The sequence below is a fragment of the Marivirga arenosa genome, from assembly GCF_030503875.2.
Classification (GTDB): Bacteria; Bacteroidota; Bacteroidia; order Cytophagales; family Cyclobacteriaceae; genus Marivirga; species Marivirga arenosa.
In genome coordinates, this window is record NZ_CP129968.2 from 3,045,384 (window position 1) to 3,067,227 (window position 21,844).

The window sequence follows — 21,844 nt, forward strand, 5'->3', positions numbered from 1 at the left end:
ATAAATAGGTGAAATTTTAAGATCAAGTCAAAGATAAAGGCAAATCCCTAAATAGTAAAAAATAGTAGAGTTAAAATCCACTTTGGCTTGGTTCGTTTAAAACCATTTATGTCTTAGAAATTTATCATTTCTACAAACCAATCATAAAAACAGTAGGATCAAATCATTTATCTAATGTAATTTTTGTTAGTTTTGTCACCATTCTAAAAAAAGTACACTAACTGAACTATAGCTTTATGCAAGAAGTAAATAATTTTCTGATTTTAATTGATAGCTTTATTGGTAGTGCAACTTGGTTTCCATACGCGCTATTAGGAACGGGTTTATTTTTCACGTTTTATCTTAAATTTCCTCAAATACGATTTTTTAAGCACGCTGTAAAAATTGTATCTGGTAAATTTGACCGTAAAGATTTACCTGGAGATACCTCTCACTTTCAAGCTTTAGCTACAGCATTATCAGGTACAGTAGGAACTGGTAATATTGCCGGTGTTGCATTTGCAATTCACTTAGGTGGACCCGCTGCATTATTCTGGATGCTTGTAACCGCTGCAATCGGTATGTGTACAAAATTTGTTGAAGTTTCACTTTCTCATAAATATAGAACAAAACTAGATGATGGTACAATGGCAGGTGGTCCGATGTACTACATGAAGAATGCAAACTTCACATTCAATGGTAAAAAAGTAAACTTAAAATGGTTAGCTGCAATCTTTGCATTTGCAACTGTTTTATCTTCCTTTGGAACAGGTAGTTTACCTCAAATCAATAGTATTTCTAGCACATTATTGGCTACTTTCGGAATCGACCAAGTTTTAACAGGAGCCGTATTAGCAGTACTTTTAGGTTTGGTGATTATTGGAGGTATTAAAAGAATTGCAGCTGTAACTTCTAAGCTTGTACCAGGAATGGCAATTATCTATTTCATTGGTGCATTTGCAGTTATTCTATTTAATTATGAAAATATTATTCCTTCATTCATCGCTATTTTCGGAGATGTATTCACTGGGTCTGCAGCTACTGGCGGTTTTATTGGAGCTAATATAGCATACGCATTTAACAGAGGAGTAAACAGAGGATTATTCTCAAATGAGGCTGGACAAGGTTCTGCCCCAATTGCGCACGCATCTGCAAAAGCAAATGAACCTTTATCCGAAGGTATGGTGGCAATTTTAGAGCCTTTTATCGATACTATCATTATCTGTACAGTAACTGGATTAGTTTTATTATCATCTGGTGCGTGGAATGAAAAGCATGTGAATCAATTTGAATATGCTGAAATTGAAATTCTTGAAAAAGAATATGTTGAGTCAAATGAGGGGCATAAAAATAAAATCTACATGCACATTAATGATGTAGAGAAGCTTCCTACTTATACAGGTGAGTTAAAGGTAGTAGACGGAAAAATTCAAAATGATGACTTTACTTTCATTCATAGTAGAAGTTTTGCCGATAACATTACAGTTTATAAAGATGAAGATTTATTAACCGATGAAGTGTTTACAGGATCTGTAGCCGTTACAAACGGAAAGATTTCTGATGATCGACCAATTAAGTTTATTGGTGAATCTTTGGTACATAGTGCGCCATTAACAGCTTTGGCATTTAAAAGAGGATTTTTTGGTGACTTTGGTCAATATATAGTTTCAATTGGTTTGTTATTATTCGCATTTAGTACAGCGATTAGCTGGTCATATTATGGCGACAGAGCAATGACATATCTATTTGGGCCTAAATCGGTTATTTATTATAGAATTGTATATGTTGTTGCCTTTTTCTTTGCAGCATTTCAAGATACTACTATTATCTGGACATTATCTGCGATTACCATTGCTTTAATGACACTTCCTAACTTAGTTGGTATTTTATGGTTAAGGAAGGATATGAAGCGAACCATTTCTGAATATGGTGATTTCTTTGAAGAAAATTTCCCTGGTGAAGATCACCCTAAATTCAAATAGAAATAATTAAAAATACTATAAATAATAAAGGCTGTCCTCTTGAGGCAGCCTTTTTTATAGATATTCCATAAAATTTTATTTTCACATTTTAGAAATTCATTTTAAAATACTTTGTAAAAGTTTTTGTTTCCTGAAGACATTAAATAATCAGCTTTAGTTAACAATCTTGTTAAAAACGCATTATTTTCATCTTCTAATTGATGGGATCCTTGATAAACAATCTCATCATTCTCTCCTAATACTACAATAATCTCTGCATTAGCACATTCTAAAATCCCTTCTCTTCTTAAATCATTTTCAATATTAGAAAATTCATAATCTAACTCTAACATTTCAATCATTTCAGTATCTGAATAGGAAGGAGTTTCTGATTTTTCCTTCGGATCAGCAAAGGCAGTTACACTAAAGGCTAAGCTAAAAATTAAGCTTAAAGCAATCATTCTGGCGGTGGTTTTAACAGTTTTCATTTTCTTAGATTTTTTGTGAATTTATTATTTTGTTATTGTTTCTATATCTAAGACGCTGCCAAAATTACAATAGTTGCAGATGTGCATTTAAATGAATTAAACAGGCTTTTTGATTTTATGCAAATGTAAAATAGTTCGAAATCGAACACATTTTCATTCACTTTCGTACATTTTCATACATATTTTTTCAAACTACTTATCACGGAATGGTAATACCCAGTACCAAATAAATTCAAATGGACTAATAAGGGATATAAGTTATATAAATCTATTCTTTCATTAAAATTTGGCTCTAACCGATATTGATTTTGATAACTATCATAAAACGTGCTATCAAACCCCCCAAATAAATGAGTGAATGCCAAATCAATTTCTCGAAAACTGTAATGAACCGCAGGATCTATTAAATAAGGTCTATCATTTTCTCCTATTATGAAATTACCACTCCATAAATCGCCATGTACTAAGGAGGGTTTAGTATCTGGTAAAATTGAAGGTAAGTTTAAAAATAGTTTGTCAAACAATTTAAGTTCATTCCTACTCAGTAGATTCTTCTTTTTTGCTAACCCTAATTGTGGAGAAAGTCTTTGGTGTATAAAAAAATCACGAAAATTATCTTGCGGCTTATTTGATTGTTCTAAAGCTCCAATAAAGTTATTTTCTTCCCACCCATAAAATGGTGCTGGCTCCTTATGCATATTAGCTAATTGCCTTCCAAAATTTTCCCAAGACTGATGACTTTTTATTCCTGAATTGATGAACTCTAAAATTAATATTTCATAGCCATTCAGTTTTTTAAAACATATGATTTGAGGAGTTGCTATACAATTCAAATTATCTATAGCATTTAAAGCCTCTACTTCCTTTTCAATTATCCCCTCTATTTGATTATTAAACTTTAAGAAATAACTTGTATCATTTAATGAGTACTTATAAGCTTCATTGATACTCCCTCCTCCTACGGTAATAAAATTATTTACGCTTGCTTGATGAAAATCAGATATAAAAGCTCTTATAGAATTAGGAATCATAGCAATAAATTATTTGATGAACCCATTGAAGAAGATAAAATTTGATTAAAAATCAAAAAAGATAAAACCCTTAAAAATTAATATTTTAAAACCTGAGTAAATGAATAAATTGTGTTTAATTCATAAAAGAATTTTAAACCTTAATTTTGAATACAAATTAATACTATAAATTTGATTCTATGATAATATCAATGATAGTCGCAAGAGCCATTAATAATGCAATAGGAAAGGATAATGACATGATATGGCACCTTCCAGATGATCTCAAATACTTTAAAGATAAAACACGTAACCACCACATTTTGATGGGTCGGAAAAATTTCGATTCATTAGGCGAGAAGTTCCAGCCATTACCCAACAGAATAAATATAGTCATTACCAGAAATAAAGAATGGGAACGTGACGGCACCATTGTATTTCACAATATTGAAGAAGGAATACAATACGCAAAAGAAAATAAGGAAGAAGAATTATTCATAATCGGAGGTGGCCAAATTTACGAGCAAGGCTTACAATTTGCTGACAGGCTTTACATAACTGAAGTAAATGCAAAATTTCCTGATGCAGATGCTTTTTTTCCGGATTTTGACAAATCAAATTGGAAAGAAGTAAGTAGTGAGCATCACCCAACAGATGAGAAACATCAATTTGACTTTACATATAAAGTATATGAGAGAGCATAACTTATTCTATATGTTCGTGTACCTTTTCGCACCAATTAAAATTGCAAAAAAACTTGTAATCATGTAATTTTAGTAAGATAAAACTAAGTATTTTTTGCTGATTTAAATTTTTTAAAATGGTTGAAGAAAAGGCAATATCATTAAATAAAATTATGGCTTTAAGTCAAGATATTGCTTTTACACTTGACATATCAGGAAATTTCATATTCGTTTATGAGAATTGCGAAGAATTATTAGGCTATAAAGCTGATGAATTACTTCACCACAACATTTCCAAATTCACTGCTAATAATAAAAATGAAATTGTTGAATTACTAAAAGAAATTCAGAATTCTAAATCTGTAAAAAATTATTCATTTTTATTTATCCATAAAAATGAAAATAGGCTCCCATTAAAAACAAAGATTCAATTTGATAAAAATACTGAGATTATATACTGCCTAGCCAGAAAAGAGGAGTTTGAAGACCCTGACAATATCAATAAATCTCAAATTCTACAGTCCCCTATCTCCTTAATAAACAATACAAACAATCTGATATGGAGTATTGATAAGGATTATAAGCTATTAGCCTTTAATAAAAGCATGAAGGACAGATTTAAATCAAATTTGTATTATGATTTAAGTGTTGGAGTTAATATGCTTGAGATACCTCATCTAACTGAGGAATATGTAAAGATTTGGAAGGATCTTTATGATAGATGTTTCAAGGGTGAAGAAATTAATGTTGAGATTGCTCCTAACGGAAATCCTGAAATAGAGGAAGCTTGGATTCTTGCTAATCTTACCCCTATCTATGAAGACAAGAACATAATTGGATTAGTTTGTCATTCCACTGATATTACCCATAAAAAGCAAATAGAAAACGAACAATTTAAAAGGTATGAACTAATTCAAAATATAATTGACCATATTCCCTTGGGAGTTGCTGTGAACATAATAAGTACAGGACAGCAAGTTATGATGAATAAAAAGTTTAGTGAGACTTATGGCTGGGAAGAAAAAGATTTAAAGGATGTAAATGCTTTCTTTGAAAAAGTATATCCTGATCCAACTTATAGGCATGAAATGATTGCCAAAGTAATGGGTGATATTGCAACAGGAGATGTAAATAAAATGCAGTGGAATGAAATCAGGGTTACCACTAAAACTGGAGATACTAAATATATAGATGCAAAGAATATTCCGCTCTCAGAATTAGATTTAATGATTTCAACTGTACAAGACGTAACAGAAAAGGTTAAAACTAAATTTGAAATTCAAAAAGCACTAGCCGATAAGAAAAATATTCTAGAAAGTATTTCAGATGCCTTTTACGCATTAGATAAAGATTATAATTTCACTTACCTTAACAAGAGCGCTCAAAAATTACTTAATAGAAATGAGAACGAATTATTAGGTAAAAACTTATTCAAAGAATTTCCGGAATTAAGCGAAACCGTTTTTAAAGGTTATCTAGAAAAAGTAAAAAAATCATCAAAATTAGCACAGTTTGAGTTTTATTTCCCACCATTCAAAATTTGGTTTGATGAGTGTATTTATCCTAGTAAGGAAGGGTTTTCGATTTACTTCAAAGACATAACCGAAAGAAAAATAATACAAGAAGAGCTAGAAAATGCGTATGAGAAAGAAAACGAAATATTAGAAAGCATTTCGGATGCTTTTTTAGCAGTTGATAATGATTATAATTTTATATATCTCAATAAAAAAGCTGAAAAACTCCTAAATCTTCAGAAAACAAATGCCATTGGTAGAAATATGTGGGATATTTTTGACTATACTAAAGATAGTATTGCTGCAAAAGAATATAATCTAGCAATTAAAAACAATGAAACTCGCTCTTTTGACTTTTATAATGATGTATTAAAAGTGTGGTTTAACATCAGAGCTTATCCTTCCAAAAATGGATTATCTATTTATTTTACGGATATCACACATGAAAAGGAGCATCAAAAAAAATTAGAAGCTTTAAACCTTAAGCTTAAGAAATACACAAAAAAGCTTGAAGAAAGCAATCAAGAATTAGAGCAATTCGCCTACATAGCTTCACATGATTTACAGGAACCGCTAAGAATGGTTTCGAGTTTCATGGAACAATTGCAAAATAAATATGAAGATCAATTAGATGATAAAGCACAAACATATATAAACTTTGCAGTTGATGGTGCTAAAAGAATGCGGCAAATCATTATTGATTTATTGGAATACTCCAGAGCAGGTAATCAGGAAGAAAATTTAGAACAACTTGATTTTAATGAGGAGCTGTCCGAAGTTTTAAGCTTATTGCATACTAGTTTAACTGAGAAAAAAGTTGATTTAAATGTTGATGAACTACCTTCAGTTTTATTTAGCAAAACAGCGATAAGACAAGTTTTTCATAATTTAATAGGTAATGCCATTAAATACACCCTTAAAGATCAATCCATAAAAATTGACATCTCATGGAAAGAAGATAAAAGGTTTTTTATATTTAGAATTCAAGATAATGGCATTGGTATAGATGAAAAATATCATGATAAAATCTTTCAGATTTTCCAAAGACTACATTCAAAATCAAGCTATTCAGGCACAGGTTTAGGATTAGCCATATGTAAAAAAATTCTTAAGAAATATGGGGGTGATATATGGGTGGAATCAAAAGTTGGAGAAGGAAGCAGTTTCTTTTTTAGTATTCCTAAGAAAATAAAGTTGTAAAAAATTATAAGTCCGTCTATAAAATTGTTCAAACATGCGATCGCATTAATTTGTAGTATTGCCTCTTATGAATGTACGATCAATATATCTTACTATTGCATTTTTCTTTGCCTCAATAATTACTTCCTTTGCTCAAAATGTAGCTCAGGAAACAGTTTATAACCTTCAAAAAACAACTGAGAAGATTGTACTTGATGGAATTTTGAATGAATTAATCTGGCAAGAAACAGAAGTAGCTACTGATTTTTATATGGTAATTCCAGATGATAATAGATCTGCGGAATTGGAATCGGAAGTAAGAATGACCTACGATAATGAAAACTTCTATTTTGCCATTACTTGTTTTGATGGACAGGACGGCTATGTAGTACAATCCTTAAGAAGAGATTGGGACTGGCCCTTAAATGAAAATTTCAGCATATATATAGACCCTTATAATGATTTCACTAATGGCTTTTCATTTGGAATAACACCTTACGGTGTCCAAAGAGAGGGTACTATAGATGAAGGAACAAATGTTAATGAAGATTGGGATAACAAATGGAGTTCAAATGTAAAAAAATATGATGATAGATGGATAGCTGAAATCGCTATTCCATTTAAATCTATCAGATATGCAGAAGGTAATCGAAATTGGAATATCCAATTTTTTAGAAATCATTTAAAAAGAAATGAAAGAAGTAGCTGGATAGCAGTAGAACAACAATATACACCTTCCGCCCTTACATTTAGTGGTAAACTATTGTGGCCAGAGGATCCTCCAAAAACAGGTAGTAATATATCCTTCATTCCTTATGTATTGGGAGATTTATCAAGGAATTATGCAGCCAATGAAACCAATTATTCTAAAAAAGCGAATGCTGGTTTCGATGCTAAAATTGGAATTACTCCTGGCTTAAATCTTGATTTAACGGTTAATCCAGATTTCTCACAAGTTGAAGTTGATAGGCAAGTCATAAATTTAAGTCGATTTGAAGTGAGCTTTCCAGAGAGAAGACAATTCTTTCTGGAAAATGCAGACCTTTTTAGCAAATTTGGCTTCCCTCAAAGCAGAGCATTTTTCTCCAGAAGGATAGGAATAAGTACCGATACATTAGGAAGAACTAGACAGGTACCTATAGTAGGTGGAGCCAGATTAAGTGGGAAATTAAATGAGAAACTAAGACTAGGTTTATTAAACATGAGTACTGCTGAAAATAATGAATTAGGTATACCTTTTCAGAATTATAGTGTTTTGGCATTGCAACAAAATATATTTAGTAGATCAAATGTGGCATTCGTTTTTGCGAACAAGCAAAATATAAATATAAATAAAAGTAGAGAATTCAGTTCTTATAACCCGACAGTAGCCAGAAGGATAGTTCAAAATTCGGACACAACTTTAGAATTCAAGAGTTACAATAGAGTTGTAGGCTTAGAATATAATTTATTCTCTGAAGACACGCGCTGGGCAGGTGACTTTTATTATCAAAGATCATTCGATACCTGGAATGATGATAATACCTATAACCATGGAGCATTTTTAAGATACCAAGAAAGAAATTTTTCAATAAGATGGGTACACACAGCTATTGGAGATGGTTTTAATGCAGAAATGGGATTTGTACCAAGAGTGGGATATAATCAGGGATCTTTTAGTCCCAAATACATTCATTACCCCAAAAGTGATGCTATTATAAACCAAGAAATAAGCTTTGATATATCTTACACTTACAATAATGATTTTTCGAAAAATACTGATCGATCTTTCAGTGTAGATTATGGTGTATCCTTTACCAATACATCTTCCATTTCCGCACAATGGTCAAGAACATACCAATATATGTTCTTTGATTTTAACCCTATTGCTCCAATAGGAAATAGAATTTTACCGCAGGGAAGTGATTACAATTGGAATTCCATGAGATTAAATTATCAATCTGATAGAAGAAAACTTTTAAATATAGACGGATCTCTTACCTATGGTGGATTCTACACAGGAACTCGTTTTAATGCAGGAGGTCAGTTAGCATATAGATTCCAACCTTACGGTTCATTTGCTATTACTTATGATTACAATGCAATTCAACTCTCTGAAGGCTTTGAAAATGCTAACTTTTATCTCCTAGGTCCAAGGCTTGACTTTACTATGACGGACAAAGTATTTTTCACAGGATTTGCTCAATACAATAACCGATTCGATAATGTAAACTATAATTTAAGATTCCAGTGGAGATTTGCACCGGTTTCAGATGTCTTCCTAGTTTATACAGAAAACTTTGCCCCTGGTGGCCCAATAGATTTTGTACCTGGTGAGGACACAAAAAGCAGAGCCATCGTTTTAAAACTTAATTATTGGTTTAACCTTTAGTTAAAACTTAAAGAGTACATAGCCCTCTGAAACATTTTTAGAAATTGTAGTGAGTGCGGATGTAGCCACTTTAGTTTTAGACCATATTTCATCTCTTGCTAATTCCCGAGCCAATAAAGATTGACCGCACACAATCACTTCAGCACCGGCCTCATCCAGAGCTTCCAAAACTGGAATATTAGGATTTTTTGCAATTCTAAATTTTTCGAAATAATTACCGTTTGATAAAATATCTAATACTGCAGGTCCATGAACTACTACCTTTACTTTCAAATTTTCTTTTGGCACTCCTTGAATTCCATGTAAATTCATTAAGCGAGCAACATTATTGATCCAAAAGGAATGTTCTTCAGGATTTTTATTTTCAGATACTAATTCAATAAGAATCTTATATTCTTTATCGGGCTGAACTAATTCAACAGGATCCTCAATTTCATAAATACCACCATATCCTTTCACAATAGGATGTTGTGCTTCTTGAGCTAATATACTGGAGTAACTTAAAGATATTAATAGGGAAAGTATTAGTAATTTATGTTTCATTTTAGTGCGATTTTATAAGTTAAAAATAAGATGAATTTACTTTAATTCTGTATACTTATTGAGAAAATTGAAAACAATTGTCTTTTTCTCTTAATTGGCTTAATTATTTCACGATTTAGTAGTTACTTTGCGACCATAAATTTAGATATAAACAATTAATGGCTTTACAAGAAGAATTTGAAAAACAAGGAGTTTGGTTATTCAAATACAGAGGAACTTTACCTGTATTAATATTATTGATTGGTTTAGGAGTATATCTTTATTCTGTTTTAAACCCTGAAACATTCATAATTCAAGATTCACAAATAAAATCTTATTATTTATTATTCTGTATCGCTGTTAGTTTATTTGGTCAATACATAAGAGCATACACGGTTGGTCATACTCCAAAAAACACTTCTGGAAGAAACACCGAAAAACAACTAGCAGATTCATTAAATACAACGGGGATTTATTCTACTGTTCGACATCCGTTATATGTTGGTAATTTTTTCATGTGGTTTGGACCTGCTCTTTTAACAGAAAATATATGGTTCAATATTGCCTTCATATTATTCTATTGGGTGTATTATGAAAGAATCATGTTCGCTGAAGAACAATTCTTAAGGAGAAAATTTGGAGAAACTTATTTAAAATGGGCAGAGAAAACACCTGCATTCATTCCTTCATTTAAGAACTTTGTAAAACCTAATTTACCATACAGTTGGAAAAAGGTTCTAAAAAAGGAAAAAAATGGGTTTGCAGCAATATTTATAATATTTGCAGCATTTGATATTGCTGGGGAGTTATTAAAAGGATCTAAAAATTTTAATAATTATTTATTGATTGCAGCAGGCATTTCAATCATTTTATATTTAGTGTTAAAGGCTTTGAAGAAATCTTCATTATTAAGAACTGAGCCTAATAGATAATAAAAAAAGCTGTTTCAATAATGAAACAGCTTTTAATTTTCTTCATTTTTCTGTTCAGATTGATTTTCTTTCTTATCCTTTTTATTGAACAGATTCCCGAATATTTTTTTCTTATCATTTGAGGTTGAATCACTTGCCTGTTGATTTCCCTTACCTCCTTCTAATCTCTTTTCTTGTTTGGCTTGAGCTGAGTCTCTTTCAGCAGATTGTTGAATTAGAATATCATTTCCTACTAATAACATATAATTCACAAAATCAACATTGTAATGAAAACGTTTTGTATTATCCCAGGGATCAGCACCTTGTGCCAACTGTGCAGAATCTAATTCAGGTGTAAAAGGCGTTTTTTCTGGAGCATCTCCCCCTTCAGCAATTTCAGGCAATCCATTTTCACTCACATTTAATAATGAATCAACCTCTTCGCTATATACATTCTTCTGATCGACTTGTAGCAATCCTTGTTCCTTCCAATAGCCGTATTTCTTTTCAGAAATACCATAGATATTGGTTTTATAGTGACCTGTAGATGTTGAAGCTGTTAAAACCAAAGAATCCCCTTGAAACAAGGAAAATCTCTTCCTTTGTTCTTCCTCATCTAGAATGTAGCTACTCTGAAATGCAGCACATACCATTTTATCTTTACAAGCCGTAAAGACAAAAACTAGGATAAAAAATATAGGGATATACTTCTTCATTATTTATTTAATAGCTGATACAAACCAGGTTCAATATAATCCGCCCATTCTTCATACATTTTGGCTGATGGATGTAAATCATCTTTAGCAACATAATCTGTATTCCAAATAGCCTTTAAAGATAAGGGAGTTATATCAAAAAACTCAACACCGTATTCTTCACATATGTTTCTTGCAACCTTATTATATTTCTTAAGTTCTTTAGCAATTATAGCTCCATTTTTATTATTATTTTTAACAAAAGGAGTAACTCCATAATCTGGAATACTTACAACGAATACATTTTTAGCTTTCTTGTCTGCTAAAGTGATCGCTTTCTTTAATAACTCTTCAAACTCTTCTTCATATTGAATTATCCCATAACCTCTATATTGATTATTAACACCAATAAGAAGACTAACAATATCATAAGTAGTGTTTTCTAATGATTTATCTTTATTGATCGCCTCTATTAATTCATCCGTTGTCCATCCAGTGGTCGCTATTATTTTTTCCACTTCTATTTCAATCCCACGATCATTTAGTTTTTTGGAAAGCACAACTGGCCATCTTTCTTCTTCTTCAACTAACTCACCAATAGTGTAGGAATCACCTAATGCTAAATAGGAATATTTATCTTGTGACATTGATTTCATGCTAATCGAAAATACTATAAATACGATAAGGGCTGATTTAATGATTTTCATTGTTATTAATATAAATAAAATGCAAATTAAAATATATTTATTAGAATGGAAACAATCTTGATATGAACTTACAGTATTAATTACTATTCAATTGTCGAAAATTATGTACTGTTCATGCATTAGAATTGTACAAAAGTTCATATTAATGAAAATTTGATGGTTTTAGTGGATGAAAAGCTAAATTCATGACCTATAAGTATAGGTTTATCGAAAAAACTTATTTCATTCCATAAATTTTCCTTTTTTTTATAAATGTAATAAAATTCGAATAGTTGATTTGACTTTAACACGATAATTATTGAGACTCTTTTTAATCGCTACATATATATTACTTCCTTTTTTCGCTTTTACTCAAGATAAAATCACGACTGAAGGCCTGCCAGGTTCGGTAAATAGTAGTACCCAAGATGTACGGCCAGTAATTTCTGATGATGGAAAAAAAATATACCTAACCCGAAGATTTCATCCTGAAAACATCAGAGGAGATAAAGACTTTCAAGATGTATGGGTTAGTCAATTGGATTCTCGTGGCATATGGACCAAACCCAAAAACATGGGAGAGAAATATAATGATAAACGCCCAAATGATTTAGTGAGAGCTAGCAAAAATGATGATTCTTTGATTTTTGTTAATTCTAGATACAAAGGAATTAACTCAGAATTAGCATTATTTAAAAAAGGAAAATCAGACCCTATTGAACTGCCAATAGATGGCTTTTACAATAAAAGTAATTATGTAGACTACGACTACAATTTTAAAAACAACATTATCATAATGGCGGTTGAAAGAAGCGATACTGAAGGAGATCAGGATTTATATTTCAGCATTTATGATGAAACAACAGGTAGATTTACCACACCTAAATCCATGGGGAAAGCATTGAATAGTGAAAAAGCTGACTTTGCTCCTTTCCTAACGAATGACGGATACACTATCTTTTTTGCTAGTTACGGCCATGGTGGACAAGGATCTGCAGACTTATTCATGTCACATAGAACAGGAGGCTGGGACGATTGGTCTGAACCTGAAAACTTAGGAAATGTAATTAATACTAAATTTGAAGAAACATATGTTTCTATTGATCCAAGCTTTAACTATTTATATTATGATTCTTACCCTCCAGGAGCATCTAATAGAAATATATGGAGAGCGACACTTTCAGATGAAATAAAAAATAAAATAACCGCAGCAAAAGAAAGAAAACAAAATAAGCCAGCCCCTCCTCCTGTTACACAACAGGAAAAACCAATCCAAGAGCCAGAAGCAGAAACTAGTTTAACTGAAAATAACCTTGATGAAACTTCCAATGATACTCAGGAAGAAATTACCGAAGCTGATAAAGTGCAACAACCGCCTGTGGAAACAGAAGAGGTAATTGCTGAAAATCCAGTTCCTATTTCCGTTAAAATTGACAGAGAGATGGATTATGTAAAAGAACAAGAGAGAAATAATAAAGGGTTTCTATCGACTTTAGGTAATAAATTAGGTTTTGGTGAGGATGAAGAGATTAATTTGATTGACGCTGGTGCAAAAGGTCAAAAAATCAATAGAAATATTTATTTCAAATTTGACTCCGAAAAAGTTCTAAGTAAATTCGACATGTTATTAGATGAAATTACTGCTATTCTTGAGGAGAAACCTCAATTAAAAATCTTACTTGAAGGACATACTGATGCAATTGGAGGTGAGGATATTAATATAGACTTATCATGTAAAAGATCTAATAATGTGAAGGAAGCATTAATCGAACGTGGAATAAATCAATACAGAATTGAAATTAGTTGTGAAGGTAAAGAAAGGCCAATTGCAACTAATGATGATGAATTTGAAGGTAGAGAATTAAATAGAAGAGTAGAATTTTATCTATTTTGATTTACTTCATCTCTTAGTTTTTTGGGAAGTTTTGATACAACCAAATCGTAGCTGTGATTTATCCAGTGATATATTTCATTATCAGTTAAACTCCCATCAAACTCAATTGTATTCCAATGCTTTTTATTCATGTGATAACCGGGTTTAACCGCTTCGTATTTTTCCCTCAACTTTATTGCTTCAATAGGATCACATTTTAGGTTTACACTTTGAAAAAGCTCAACATCAATCAGGGCAAATATTTTCCCTATTACTTTAAAAACCAATGTATCTTCATCAAAAGGGAAACTTTCAGTTACCCCATATTTTTGAAGGCAGAAGTTTCTAAAGTCTTCAATATTCATCTCAAATTATTAAAACTTCAATTTTAAATAATGATAAAATTATCTAATGATCGCTCTAGTAACCATAATGATTAATGCAATTAGGAACATGACAATGGATATTTTATTAATGCCATGCATCATTTTAAGGTTAAAGTTATTGGGTGCATCTGGATCTTTTTTACCAAAAAGCCTGGCAAAATAAGTAGTAACTTCTCCTAATTGAAAATATCTTTTCCAATCTTGATTTGTCTCTTTATTTAAATCTTCTAAATCTTTCTGCTCTTTCATAAATATTTATTGAATTCGGTATTGTAACCAAACTAAACAGTTTCAGGTTCAATCCAATTACCATCTTCTCTAATAATATCAATTAATTCATCAACCGCTTTTTCAAAAGGAACCCCTCTTTTCATTACTTCTTGTCCTTTATATAAAGTTATCTTTCCTTTTCCGGAACCTACATATCCATAATCTGCATCCGCCATTTCCCCTGGCCCATTTACGATACATCCCATAATCCCAATCTTTACTCCTTTCAAATGATTAGTTCTAGATCTAATCATTGCAGTTGTTTCTTGTAAATCAAACAAGGTTCTTCCGCAGGAAGGACACGAAATATATTCTGTTTTAGAAATCCTAGTTCTACTTGCTTGCAATATATTGAAAGCTGTTTCATTTATAGCTTTGTCTCCTCCACAGTTTTCTGCTGCAATAAAGATTCCATCACCAAAACCATCAATAAGCAAACCTCCCATGTCAGTAGCTGAATATAGTTGAAGCGACTCAATCGGTAAATCTTTGTATGCTCTTCCAATTACGACTGGAATATCACAATTGCTTTCAGACAGCTCTAAGAATAGTCTTCTTTGCTCTGCCATACCATGTTTATTGTAGGTATCAATTAGCAGCACCGCTGTTTTATCACTTTTTAATCTTTGGATGAATTCTTGATTCAAATCACTTAAACAAGCGTAAATGAAGTTCAAAGAAGGATGCGTTTCTACTCCACCTAAATATTGGTCTGGTTTTATAAATGGAAATCTTCTGTCTTTATTTTTTTCTTTTAACCAAGTTTCATGAGAATGGATTATCCCCAAAGTACCAGGGATTTCAAAATCTACCTTCTTATGATTTGTAAAAATATAATCACATGCAAAGTCTGAGATTGACCATTTATCTAAAGGAACTGAGTAATTATAACCAACACCAAAGAAAGATGCAGGTGTAATTTTTTCTTTAGTTGAAAAATCAGCTATTACAACAGGAACCTCTTTACCTCCTATGTTTTCTGTTTGCCTTGTTTGTCTTTTCTCATATTCATAAGGGTTGAAATGGCAATTTTCAATGCTTGGGATTTCCTCATGGCCTTCCCTGTTTGAATATCGATCAGCTAATATTTTAGCAACTGGTATCTCTTCCTCTGGTTCCTCTGTTAATGAAACTCTTATGGTATCACCTAAACCATCTTCCAATAAAGTACCTATACCAACTGAACTTTTAATTCTACCATCCTCTGCTTCCCCAGCTTCTGTTACTCCCAAATGCAAAGGATAGGGTTTTAAACCTTCCTCATCCAATTTCTGAACTAATAAACGATAGGCTTGAACCATTACCTGTGGGTTACTGGATTTCATAGAAACTACTATATCATGAAAATCCATCTCTTCACAAATTCTTATAAATTCTAGTGCGGATTCAACCATACCAAATGGTGTATCACCATACCGACTCATAATTCTATCTGATAGGGAACCATGATTGGTACCAATTCTTATTGCAGTACCATGCTCTTTACAAATCTGAACAAGAGGTTTAAATCGTTTCTTAATCCTGTCTAATTCAGCCTTATAGCTATCATCTGTATATTCTATATTTTCGAATTTCTTTTTATCGGCATAATTGCCAGGATTTACTCTAACTTTTTCAACTATTTTTGCGGCTAATTCAGCTGCGTTGGGTGTGAAATGGATATCCGCAACTAAAGGTGTATTGTAACCTCTTTTTCTTAATCCCTCTTTAATATTTCTTAGATTCTCAGCTTCTTTTATGGAAGGTGCTGTAATTCTTACTAATTGACATCCCGCATCAATCATTCTGATGGATTGCTCAATTGAGCCTTCTGTATCCATTGTATCAACCGTAGTCATGGATTGTAGAACTATGGGATTATCACCTCCTATAATGATGTCTCCTATTTTTACGGGAATAGTTTTTCTTCTCTTATAAGAAACTAAGCTATTACAATACTTCTGAAATTTATTAGTTGAGATTTCCATATATGTTTACTTCCATCATTTAAACTTCAAAGTAAACAAATTGTTAGTATAACAACTATATTTAATTGTTAATTTTAATGCTTTAAGCTGAGGTTAAGGAGATTATACCCAGCCAATCTCCTCAAATACTTCATATACTTTCAGGCCTAAATATGCATCAGTAGCAGCATAATCCATTTGGGCCTCAGTTAATTCAGCTTTTTCCCAATTTGAAGTTTGTTGAGCCTTTGAAATTCTTTTCTTTAAAAAGATTGCAGTGAGATTTTTAGCTCCACTTTGTAGCATACCATTTTCTCTTGCAATAACGCCTATATCTTCAAAACCAGCAGGTTTGAATTTCCTTAATTTCTGTAAATCTTTTAAATCATCATGTATGGCAGCTCCTACTTTTATAATCGCAGGATCTTCAAAAATTCGAATTAGATCTCCAGGAAATCCACAAAGTAAATTTCTAATCAAAAATACTTCATCATCAGTTGCTAGTTGAATTAAAGAAACTGGATTGTATTGACCTTTTCTAAAAACAGGTTTTGCTTCGGTATCAAAACCTAAAATTTCAGCTCTCCACAATTTGGGAATAACTTCATCCCAATCTTCATCTTTCTCAACCAAGGTAATTTGACCTTCAAATTTCCAAAGCGGTAAATCCTTGATTTCTTCTTTCGAAATCTCCTTTACAATGTTCATTTATCCGAAATTCTTCTAATTTTTATATTTAGATAAGCAAAAAGAATAGTCATGAATGGACTTATAATATTAAAGAATGCATATGGAGCATAAGTCCAAGTTGAAACTCCTAACACCGAGGACTGCGTTGCTCCACAAGTATTCCATGGAATTAAAACACTTGTCACGGTACCAGAATCCTCTAAAGTTCTACTTAATACTTCTGGTTTCAACCCCCTCTCCTTATAGGTATCAGCAAACATCCTTCCTGGAACCACTATAGCTAAATATTGATCTGAAGCCGTTACATTGAAGAAAACACAAGTAGTAGCAGTTGAAGTAACCAAAGAGCCAGTTGAATTAGCTAATTTTATAATGGATCCAGTAATCACCTGAAGCATCTTAGTTGATTCCATAACTCCGCCAAAAACCATAGCACAAATGATTAACCAAATTGTATTCAACATGCCATACATTCCTCCTGTAGATAAGAGGTCATTAACCATTTGATTAGATGTTGTAATACTAATGTCTCCATACATAGAAACCATTACTGCTCTATAAGATTGCTCAAAGAAGTTTCCCGTTCCACCTGAAATAATTTCGATTATTTGCGGTTGAAAAACTATTGCAAATACTCCACCTAACAAAGTACCGATTAATAAAGCAGGAATTGCAGAAATCTTTTTAACAATCATAAAAATTACAGCTGCAGGCACTAAAAACAACCATAAATTGATATTGAATTTATCTTGAATTGCTGCTTGAACCTGACCTACCTGTTCTATGTCTGTTTCAGAACTATTCATGAATCCTAAAACTAAAAATATAATTAAAGCTATTGCAATTGAAGGAATGGTAGTGTATGCCATATACCGAATATGAGTGAACAAATCTGTTCCTGCCATTGCTGGGGCAAGGTTGGTGGTATCACTAAGAGGCGACATTTTATCCCCAAAATAAGCGCCTGAAATAATTGCACCAGCCACAACCCCTTCACTCATCCCTAAAGTCTGTCCAATTCCTAAAAGCGCTAAACCTAAAGTGGCGATGGTACTCCATGAACTTCCGGTTGCAACCGATACTATTGCACTTACCACACAAGCAGCAAATAAAAATATTGTAGGATTTAAAATATTTAAGCCATAATAAATCATGGCTGGAACAATTCCGCTCAATAACCAAGTACCAGCAAGCGAACCTATCAACAATAAAATTAAAATTGATGACATTGCAGAACTTATACTGCTTACTATACCATCCAACATGGTTGACCACCTAAATCCAACTTTTAAAGCAATGACTGATGCTACACCAGCAGATAAAATTAACGCTATTTGATTTGATCCGTCTAATGTGGCGTCTCCAAAAAAGTAAACGTTTAAACTTAATAATGTGATTAAAAATAGTATAGGAATTAGTGATTGAATTAGGCTAGGCCTGATCTGCTTGTCCGTCATGTAAGTTAAATCAATATATTAATTTAAATTGAATTCGAAATATAATAAAAATAAGTCATCAGTCAGCAAGCAAATGATGTAATTCCTCTCCTACCTGAGTACCAATGGCGACTCCCATTCCTCCTAAACGCACACCAACAGCTATTCTATCTGATGTTTTTTTGATAATCGGTGATTTATTTCTGCCAAAAGCCATAATACCTGACCATTCCATATCAATAGTAAAATTTTGATTGGGTAGTATTAGATTGTTTAAATCATCTAGAATTGATGATTTAATTTTAGGATTGATTCCAAAACTGCTAGTGTTTTCTGTTTCTTTATCTAAATTTCTTCCTCCTCCAATCAACACTCTATTTCCAACATTTCTGAAATAAAAATAACCTTCTTCATAATGAAAAACACCTTTAAACTTCAGATCCTCTATTGGTTTAGTAATCATTACCATTCCTCTTCCAGGATTTATATCTTCTTCCTTCAACCATTTATGAGCAAATGCATTCGTGCAAATTGCTACTTTTTCGGCTATTAGATCGATCGAATCAAAACTTGTTTTACATTTTAAAGACACGTGATGATCGTGCTCATTTATTTCTTCAACCTCAGATGCAGTGAAGAATTTTATCCCCAATTCACTACAAGCAGACCACCAACTTTTAATCATCTCACCAGTATTGATTTGACCTTCAAATGAATTTACTACTATGGTTTCTAATTCATCCTTATTAAAACCAAAATTATTAATGAGGGACGAGTCTAAACTGTATACATCTTTCTTGAATATACCCTTAAGTAAACTATTATAATGATCTATATATTCAAGAGCAGGCAATTCTGCCTTTCTAATCAATTCAAACCCACCGTTCTCTTCTAATCCAATGTTTTTATTTCCTAAAATATTTTGAAGTAATTGTAATCCCTTCCAGCGTTTTTCAACTAATGCTACCTGTTCATTTTCAGATAGACCCTTTCTATCATCTACCAGCTCGGTAATACTTCCAAAGCATGCAAAACCTGCATTTTTTGAACTAGCACCACTTGGAAAAATCCCTCTTTCAACAATAGCAATATCAGCTTTCGGATATTTCCTTTTAAGATGGTACGCAGTTGAGCAACCTACAATTCCTCCACCTATGATTATGTAATTATATTTTGATAGACTTTCTCTTTCCCAGAAACTTAACATCATGATTTATTTTAGAACAATAGTTGAAAAATAATTCGAATTAAGCGAGATTGCCCAATGAAACAGGAAGTATTTAATAATTATCCAATTCAAATTCAATTCAATCTGCTAAACAATCAATTTTATGAACTTAAATTCAATTGTAAATAAAGCTCAGCATTCAAAATTCTATTTATGGTTACTTAATCAAGGTTTAGATAGAATGATTCCTTTTAACAAACCCCACGGATTTAAAATTACATCTATAAATGAAGAAAAAATTCAAACATTATTACCCTATAAAAGGAGAAATCTGAATCACATAAAAGGAATTCACGCATGTGCTATGGCTACAATTTCAGAATACACTACAGGATTGATGATTTTATATAAATTGGATGTTAAAAAATACAGAATCATCATGCAGAAATTAGAAATGGATTATCACTTCCAGGCAAAAATGGATGCAGTAGCAGAATTTAGTATAGATGATAATTGGGTAAAGAATCAGGTTGAAGAGCCATTGAAAACAAATGATTCAGTTGTGATACCTTGTGAGCTAAAACTATATGATAAAAAACAGAATCATTTAAGCACAGGAACTATTTATTGGCAAATTAAGCCTTGGGATAAAGTAAGAACTAAATTATAGGCAAAAAAAACCGCAAATGAATCATTTGCGGTTTTAAATTTATCTAACAAATTTTATTCAAATTCTGATGGATAACATTTAACATCATTACATCTTTCTCTGATCATCTCATACGCTTTCAAGTCCCCTAACTCTCCAGCTTTACTAAGGTCTAAACATCCTTCTGATAATTGACCGTATTCAATTCTTAAAACTCCTCTTAAGTAATAAGCATCTACATTGTCCTTATCTTTTTCAATGATCTTTGTACAGTCATTAATTGCATCTTGGTATGCTTCTAGTTGCTGTTTCGCCTGACCTCTTTTATAATATGCATCTAGATTATTCTCATTTATCTCGATAGTCTTTGAATAATCGTTGATGGCTCCGTAATAATCTTGAAGAAGGTATTTTATATTACCTCTTTCAAAATAAGCTTCTGAAAATTCAGCATTTGCCTCAATCGCTTTATTATAATCTTTCATAGCACCATGTACATCAGCAAATTTTTGCTTAATATTACCTCTCATATAATAGGCTTGATAAGCATTTTCATCTAGCTTTATTGCTTCATTGAAGCTTACTATCGCTTCCATATATTCTTTATTTTCGAACTTCTTAATTCCGTTCTCAATAAATTCAGAAGCTTTTTTTGATTGAGCTTCTGCAAATGAAAAGCTGAATACTGTAATAAAGGCTATAATAAATACTCTAAATAATTGATTCATATCTTTTGAGAAAATGTTCTATTGCAATCATCGCAATAACTCTGCCACAATTTTATAGATTGTTAATATATTCTTTGATTAACAAAACTAATTATAAGTTTACTTAAAAATTCACCTAATTTCAAGCTGACCTTACATAATTTATTTTTTCATTGGAAACAGCATTTTATAATCGGCCTTAACCTTTCCTTTACTGATATTCGCTAATTTCCCTTTCAATAATCTTTTCTTAAAAGCTGAAACATGGTCTGTAAATAAAACTCCTTCTATATGATCATATTCATGCTGAATAACTCTCGCCACAAAACCATCAAATTCCTTTTCATGCTCATCCCAATTCTCATCAAAATACTTGATTCTGATATTTGGTTTTCTTTCTACATCTTCGCGAATGTTAGGAATGCTAAGACAACCTTCTTCAAATGCCCATTCTTCTCCTTCTTCATCTAAAATCTGTGGATTAATGAATGCTTGCTTAATTTTAGGTTCATCACCATCATCAATAGGATCAGTATCAATTACAAATACTCTTAAACTTTTACCTATCTGTGGAGCTGCTAATCCAACTCCATTTGCATTATACATGGTTTCAAACATGTCTTGCACCAATGTTTTAACATCAATCTCCCCTTTTTCCAAGTCTTTTCCTTTTTTCTTCAAGACCGGATGCCCGTACGCTACAATAGGATATATCATACT

At 32.0% G+C, this 21,844-nt stretch carries 20 protein-coding genes; 7 read left to right on the forward strand and 13 right to left on the reverse strand.

Features of this window, described 5'->3' with window-relative positions:
• Positions 1-236: 236 nt before the first annotated feature.
• Positions 237-1,961 (forward strand): alanine/glycine:cation symporter family protein, encoded by a 1,725-nt coding sequence (locus tag QYS47_RS13110; protein WP_308356242.1) that lies wholly within the window; start codon positions 237-239, stop codon positions 1,959-1,961.
• A gap of 101 nt (positions 1,962-2,062) precedes the next feature.
• Here the strand turns inward: QYS47_RS13110 and QYS47_RS13115 are convergent, their stop codons facing one another.
• Together QYS47_RS13115 and QYS47_RS13120 are read right to left on the reverse strand one after the other, a co-directional pair.
• Positions 2,063-2,428 carry a hypothetical protein gene (locus QYS47_RS13115; RefSeq protein WP_308356241.1) on the reverse strand — a complete coding sequence of 122 codons (366 nt, stop codon included), beginning with the start codon at positions 2,426-2,428 and terminating at the stop codon, positions 2,063-2,065.
• Positions 2,429-2,601: 173 nt separating this feature from the next.
• Positions 2,602-3,459: a fructosamine kinase family protein gene (locus tag QYS47_RS13120; RefSeq protein ID WP_322346651.1), complete on the reverse strand. Its 858-nt coding sequence runs from the start codon at positions 3,457-3,459 to the stop codon at positions 2,602-2,604.
• A gap of 179 nt (positions 3,460-3,638) precedes the next feature.
• Between QYS47_RS13120 and QYS47_RS13125 the strand changes: the two genes are divergently transcribed.
• The 3 genes from QYS47_RS13125 to QYS47_RS13135 all read left to right on the forward strand — a co-directional run bounded on the left by QYS47_RS13125 (position 3,639) and on the right by QYS47_RS13135 (position 9,185).
• The gene (locus tag QYS47_RS13125) at positions 3,639-4,142 is read left to right on the forward strand and encodes a dihydrofolate reductase (protein ID WP_322346652.1); all 504 of its coding nucleotides are present in this window, start codon (positions 3,639-3,641) and stop codon (positions 4,140-4,142) included.
• A 116-nt stretch (positions 4,143-4,258) separates the two neighbouring features.
• Positions 4,259-6,835 carry a PAS domain-containing sensor histidine kinase gene (locus tag QYS47_RS13130; protein WP_322346653.1) on the forward strand — a complete coding sequence of 859 codons (2,577 nt, stop codon included), beginning with the start codon at positions 4,259-4,261 and terminating at the stop codon, positions 6,833-6,835.
• Positions 6,836-6,902: 67 nt separating this feature from the next.
• The gene (locus tag QYS47_RS13135; RefSeq protein WP_322346655.1) at positions 6,903-9,185 is read left to right on the forward strand and encodes a DUF5916 domain-containing protein; all 2,283 of its coding nucleotides are present in this window, start codon (positions 6,903-6,905) and stop codon (positions 9,183-9,185) included.
• Here the strand turns inward: QYS47_RS13135 and QYS47_RS13140 are convergent, their stop codons facing one another.
• Entirely contained in the window at positions 9,186-9,728 is a 543-nt protein-coding gene (locus tag QYS47_RS13140; protein WP_322346656.1) for a DsrE family protein, read from the reverse strand. It abuts the gene before it with no gap.
• A gap of 158 nt (positions 9,729-9,886) precedes the next feature.
• Here QYS47_RS13140 and QYS47_RS13145 point away from each other — a divergent pair, with 158 nt between their 5' ends.
• Positions 9,887-10,639 (forward strand): methyltransferase family protein, encoded by a 753-nt coding sequence (locus tag QYS47_RS13145; protein ID WP_322346657.1) that lies wholly within the window; start codon positions 9,887-9,889, stop codon positions 10,637-10,639.
• A 32-nt stretch (positions 10,640-10,671) separates the two neighbouring features.
• Here the strand turns inward: QYS47_RS13145 and QYS47_RS13150 are convergent, their stop codons facing one another.
• Positions 10,672-11,334 carry a hypothetical protein gene (locus QYS47_RS13150; protein WP_322346659.1) on the reverse strand — a complete coding sequence of 221 codons (663 nt, stop codon included), beginning with the start codon at positions 11,332-11,334 and terminating at the stop codon, positions 10,672-10,674.
• Positions 11,334-12,020, reverse strand: a complete 687-nt coding sequence (locus tag QYS47_RS13155; protein ID WP_302124131.1) for an SGNH/GDSL hydrolase family protein — start codon at positions 12,018-12,020, stop codon at positions 11,334-11,336. Before QYS47_RS13155 ends, QYS47_RS13150 begins: the two co-directional genes overlap by 1 nt.
• A gap of 298 nt (positions 12,021-12,318) precedes the next feature.
• Here QYS47_RS13155 and QYS47_RS13160 point away from each other — a divergent pair, with 298 nt between their 5' ends.
• Positions 12,319-13,893 carry an OmpA family protein gene (locus QYS47_RS13160; RefSeq protein WP_322346660.1) on the forward strand — a complete coding sequence of 525 codons (1,575 nt, stop codon included), beginning with the start codon at positions 12,319-12,321 and terminating at the stop codon, positions 13,891-13,893.
• Here QYS47_RS13160 and QYS47_RS13165 read toward each other — a convergent pair.
• The 6 genes from QYS47_RS13165 to QYS47_RS13190 form a co-directional block, all read right to left on the reverse strand.
• Complete coding sequence (locus tag QYS47_RS13165) at positions 13,881-14,237, reverse strand: MmcQ/YjbR family DNA-binding protein (protein ID WP_322346661.1); 357 nt, start codon at positions 14,235-14,237, stop codon at positions 13,881-13,883. The genes QYS47_RS13160 and QYS47_RS13165 overlap by 13 nt on opposite strands.
• 39 nt (positions 14,238-14,276) lie before the next feature.
• Positions 14,277-14,507: a DUF6728 family protein gene (locus QYS47_RS13170; protein WP_302101396.1), complete on the reverse strand. Its 231-nt coding sequence runs from the start codon at positions 14,505-14,507 to the stop codon at positions 14,277-14,279.
• A 32-nt stretch (positions 14,508-14,539) separates the two neighbouring features.
• The gene (gene ispG, locus QYS47_RS13175) at positions 14,540-16,495 is read right to left on the reverse strand and encodes a (E)-4-hydroxy-3-methylbut-2-enyl-diphosphate synthase (RefSeq protein ID WP_322346663.1); all 1,956 of its coding nucleotides are present in this window, start codon (positions 16,493-16,495) and stop codon (positions 14,540-14,542) included.
• 102 nt (positions 16,496-16,597) lie between these two features.
• Entirely contained in the window at positions 16,598-17,182 is a 585-nt protein-coding gene (locus tag QYS47_RS13180) for a 3'-5' exonuclease (RefSeq protein WP_308356229.1), read from the reverse strand.
• Positions 17,179-18,621 (reverse strand): Na+/H+ antiporter NhaC, encoded by a 1,443-nt coding sequence (gene nhaC / locus QYS47_RS13185; RefSeq protein ID WP_308356228.1) that lies wholly within the window; start codon positions 18,619-18,621, stop codon positions 17,179-17,181. Before nhaC ends, QYS47_RS13180 begins: the two co-directional genes overlap by 4 nt.
• A 58-nt stretch (positions 18,622-18,679) precedes the next feature.
• Positions 18,680-19,810: an NAD(P)/FAD-dependent oxidoreductase gene (locus QYS47_RS13190; protein ID WP_322346664.1), complete on the reverse strand. Its 1,131-nt coding sequence runs from the start codon at positions 19,808-19,810 to the stop codon at positions 18,680-18,682.
• A gap of 121 nt (positions 19,811-19,931) precedes the next feature.
• Here QYS47_RS13190 and QYS47_RS13195 point away from each other — a divergent pair, with 121 nt between their 5' ends.
• Positions 19,932-20,438 (forward strand): DUF4442 domain-containing protein, encoded by a 507-nt coding sequence (locus QYS47_RS13195; RefSeq protein ID WP_302124125.1) that lies wholly within the window; start codon positions 19,932-19,934, stop codon positions 20,436-20,438.
• A gap of 53 nt (positions 20,439-20,491) precedes the next feature.
• On the opposite strand, the gene QYS47_RS13200 is transcribed toward QYS47_RS13195, so the two are convergent.
• Together QYS47_RS13200 and def are read right to left on the reverse strand one after the other, a co-directional pair.
• Complete coding sequence (locus QYS47_RS13200; RefSeq protein ID WP_308356226.1) at positions 20,492-21,145, reverse strand: tetratricopeptide repeat protein; 654 nt, start codon at positions 21,143-21,145, stop codon at positions 20,492-20,494.
• Between the two features lie 141 nt (positions 21,146-21,286).
• Entirely contained in the window at positions 21,287-21,841 is a 555-nt protein-coding gene (gene def, locus QYS47_RS13205; protein WP_322346665.1) for a peptide deformylase, read from the reverse strand.
• Between the last annotated feature and the right edge of the window lie 3 nt (positions 21,842-21,844).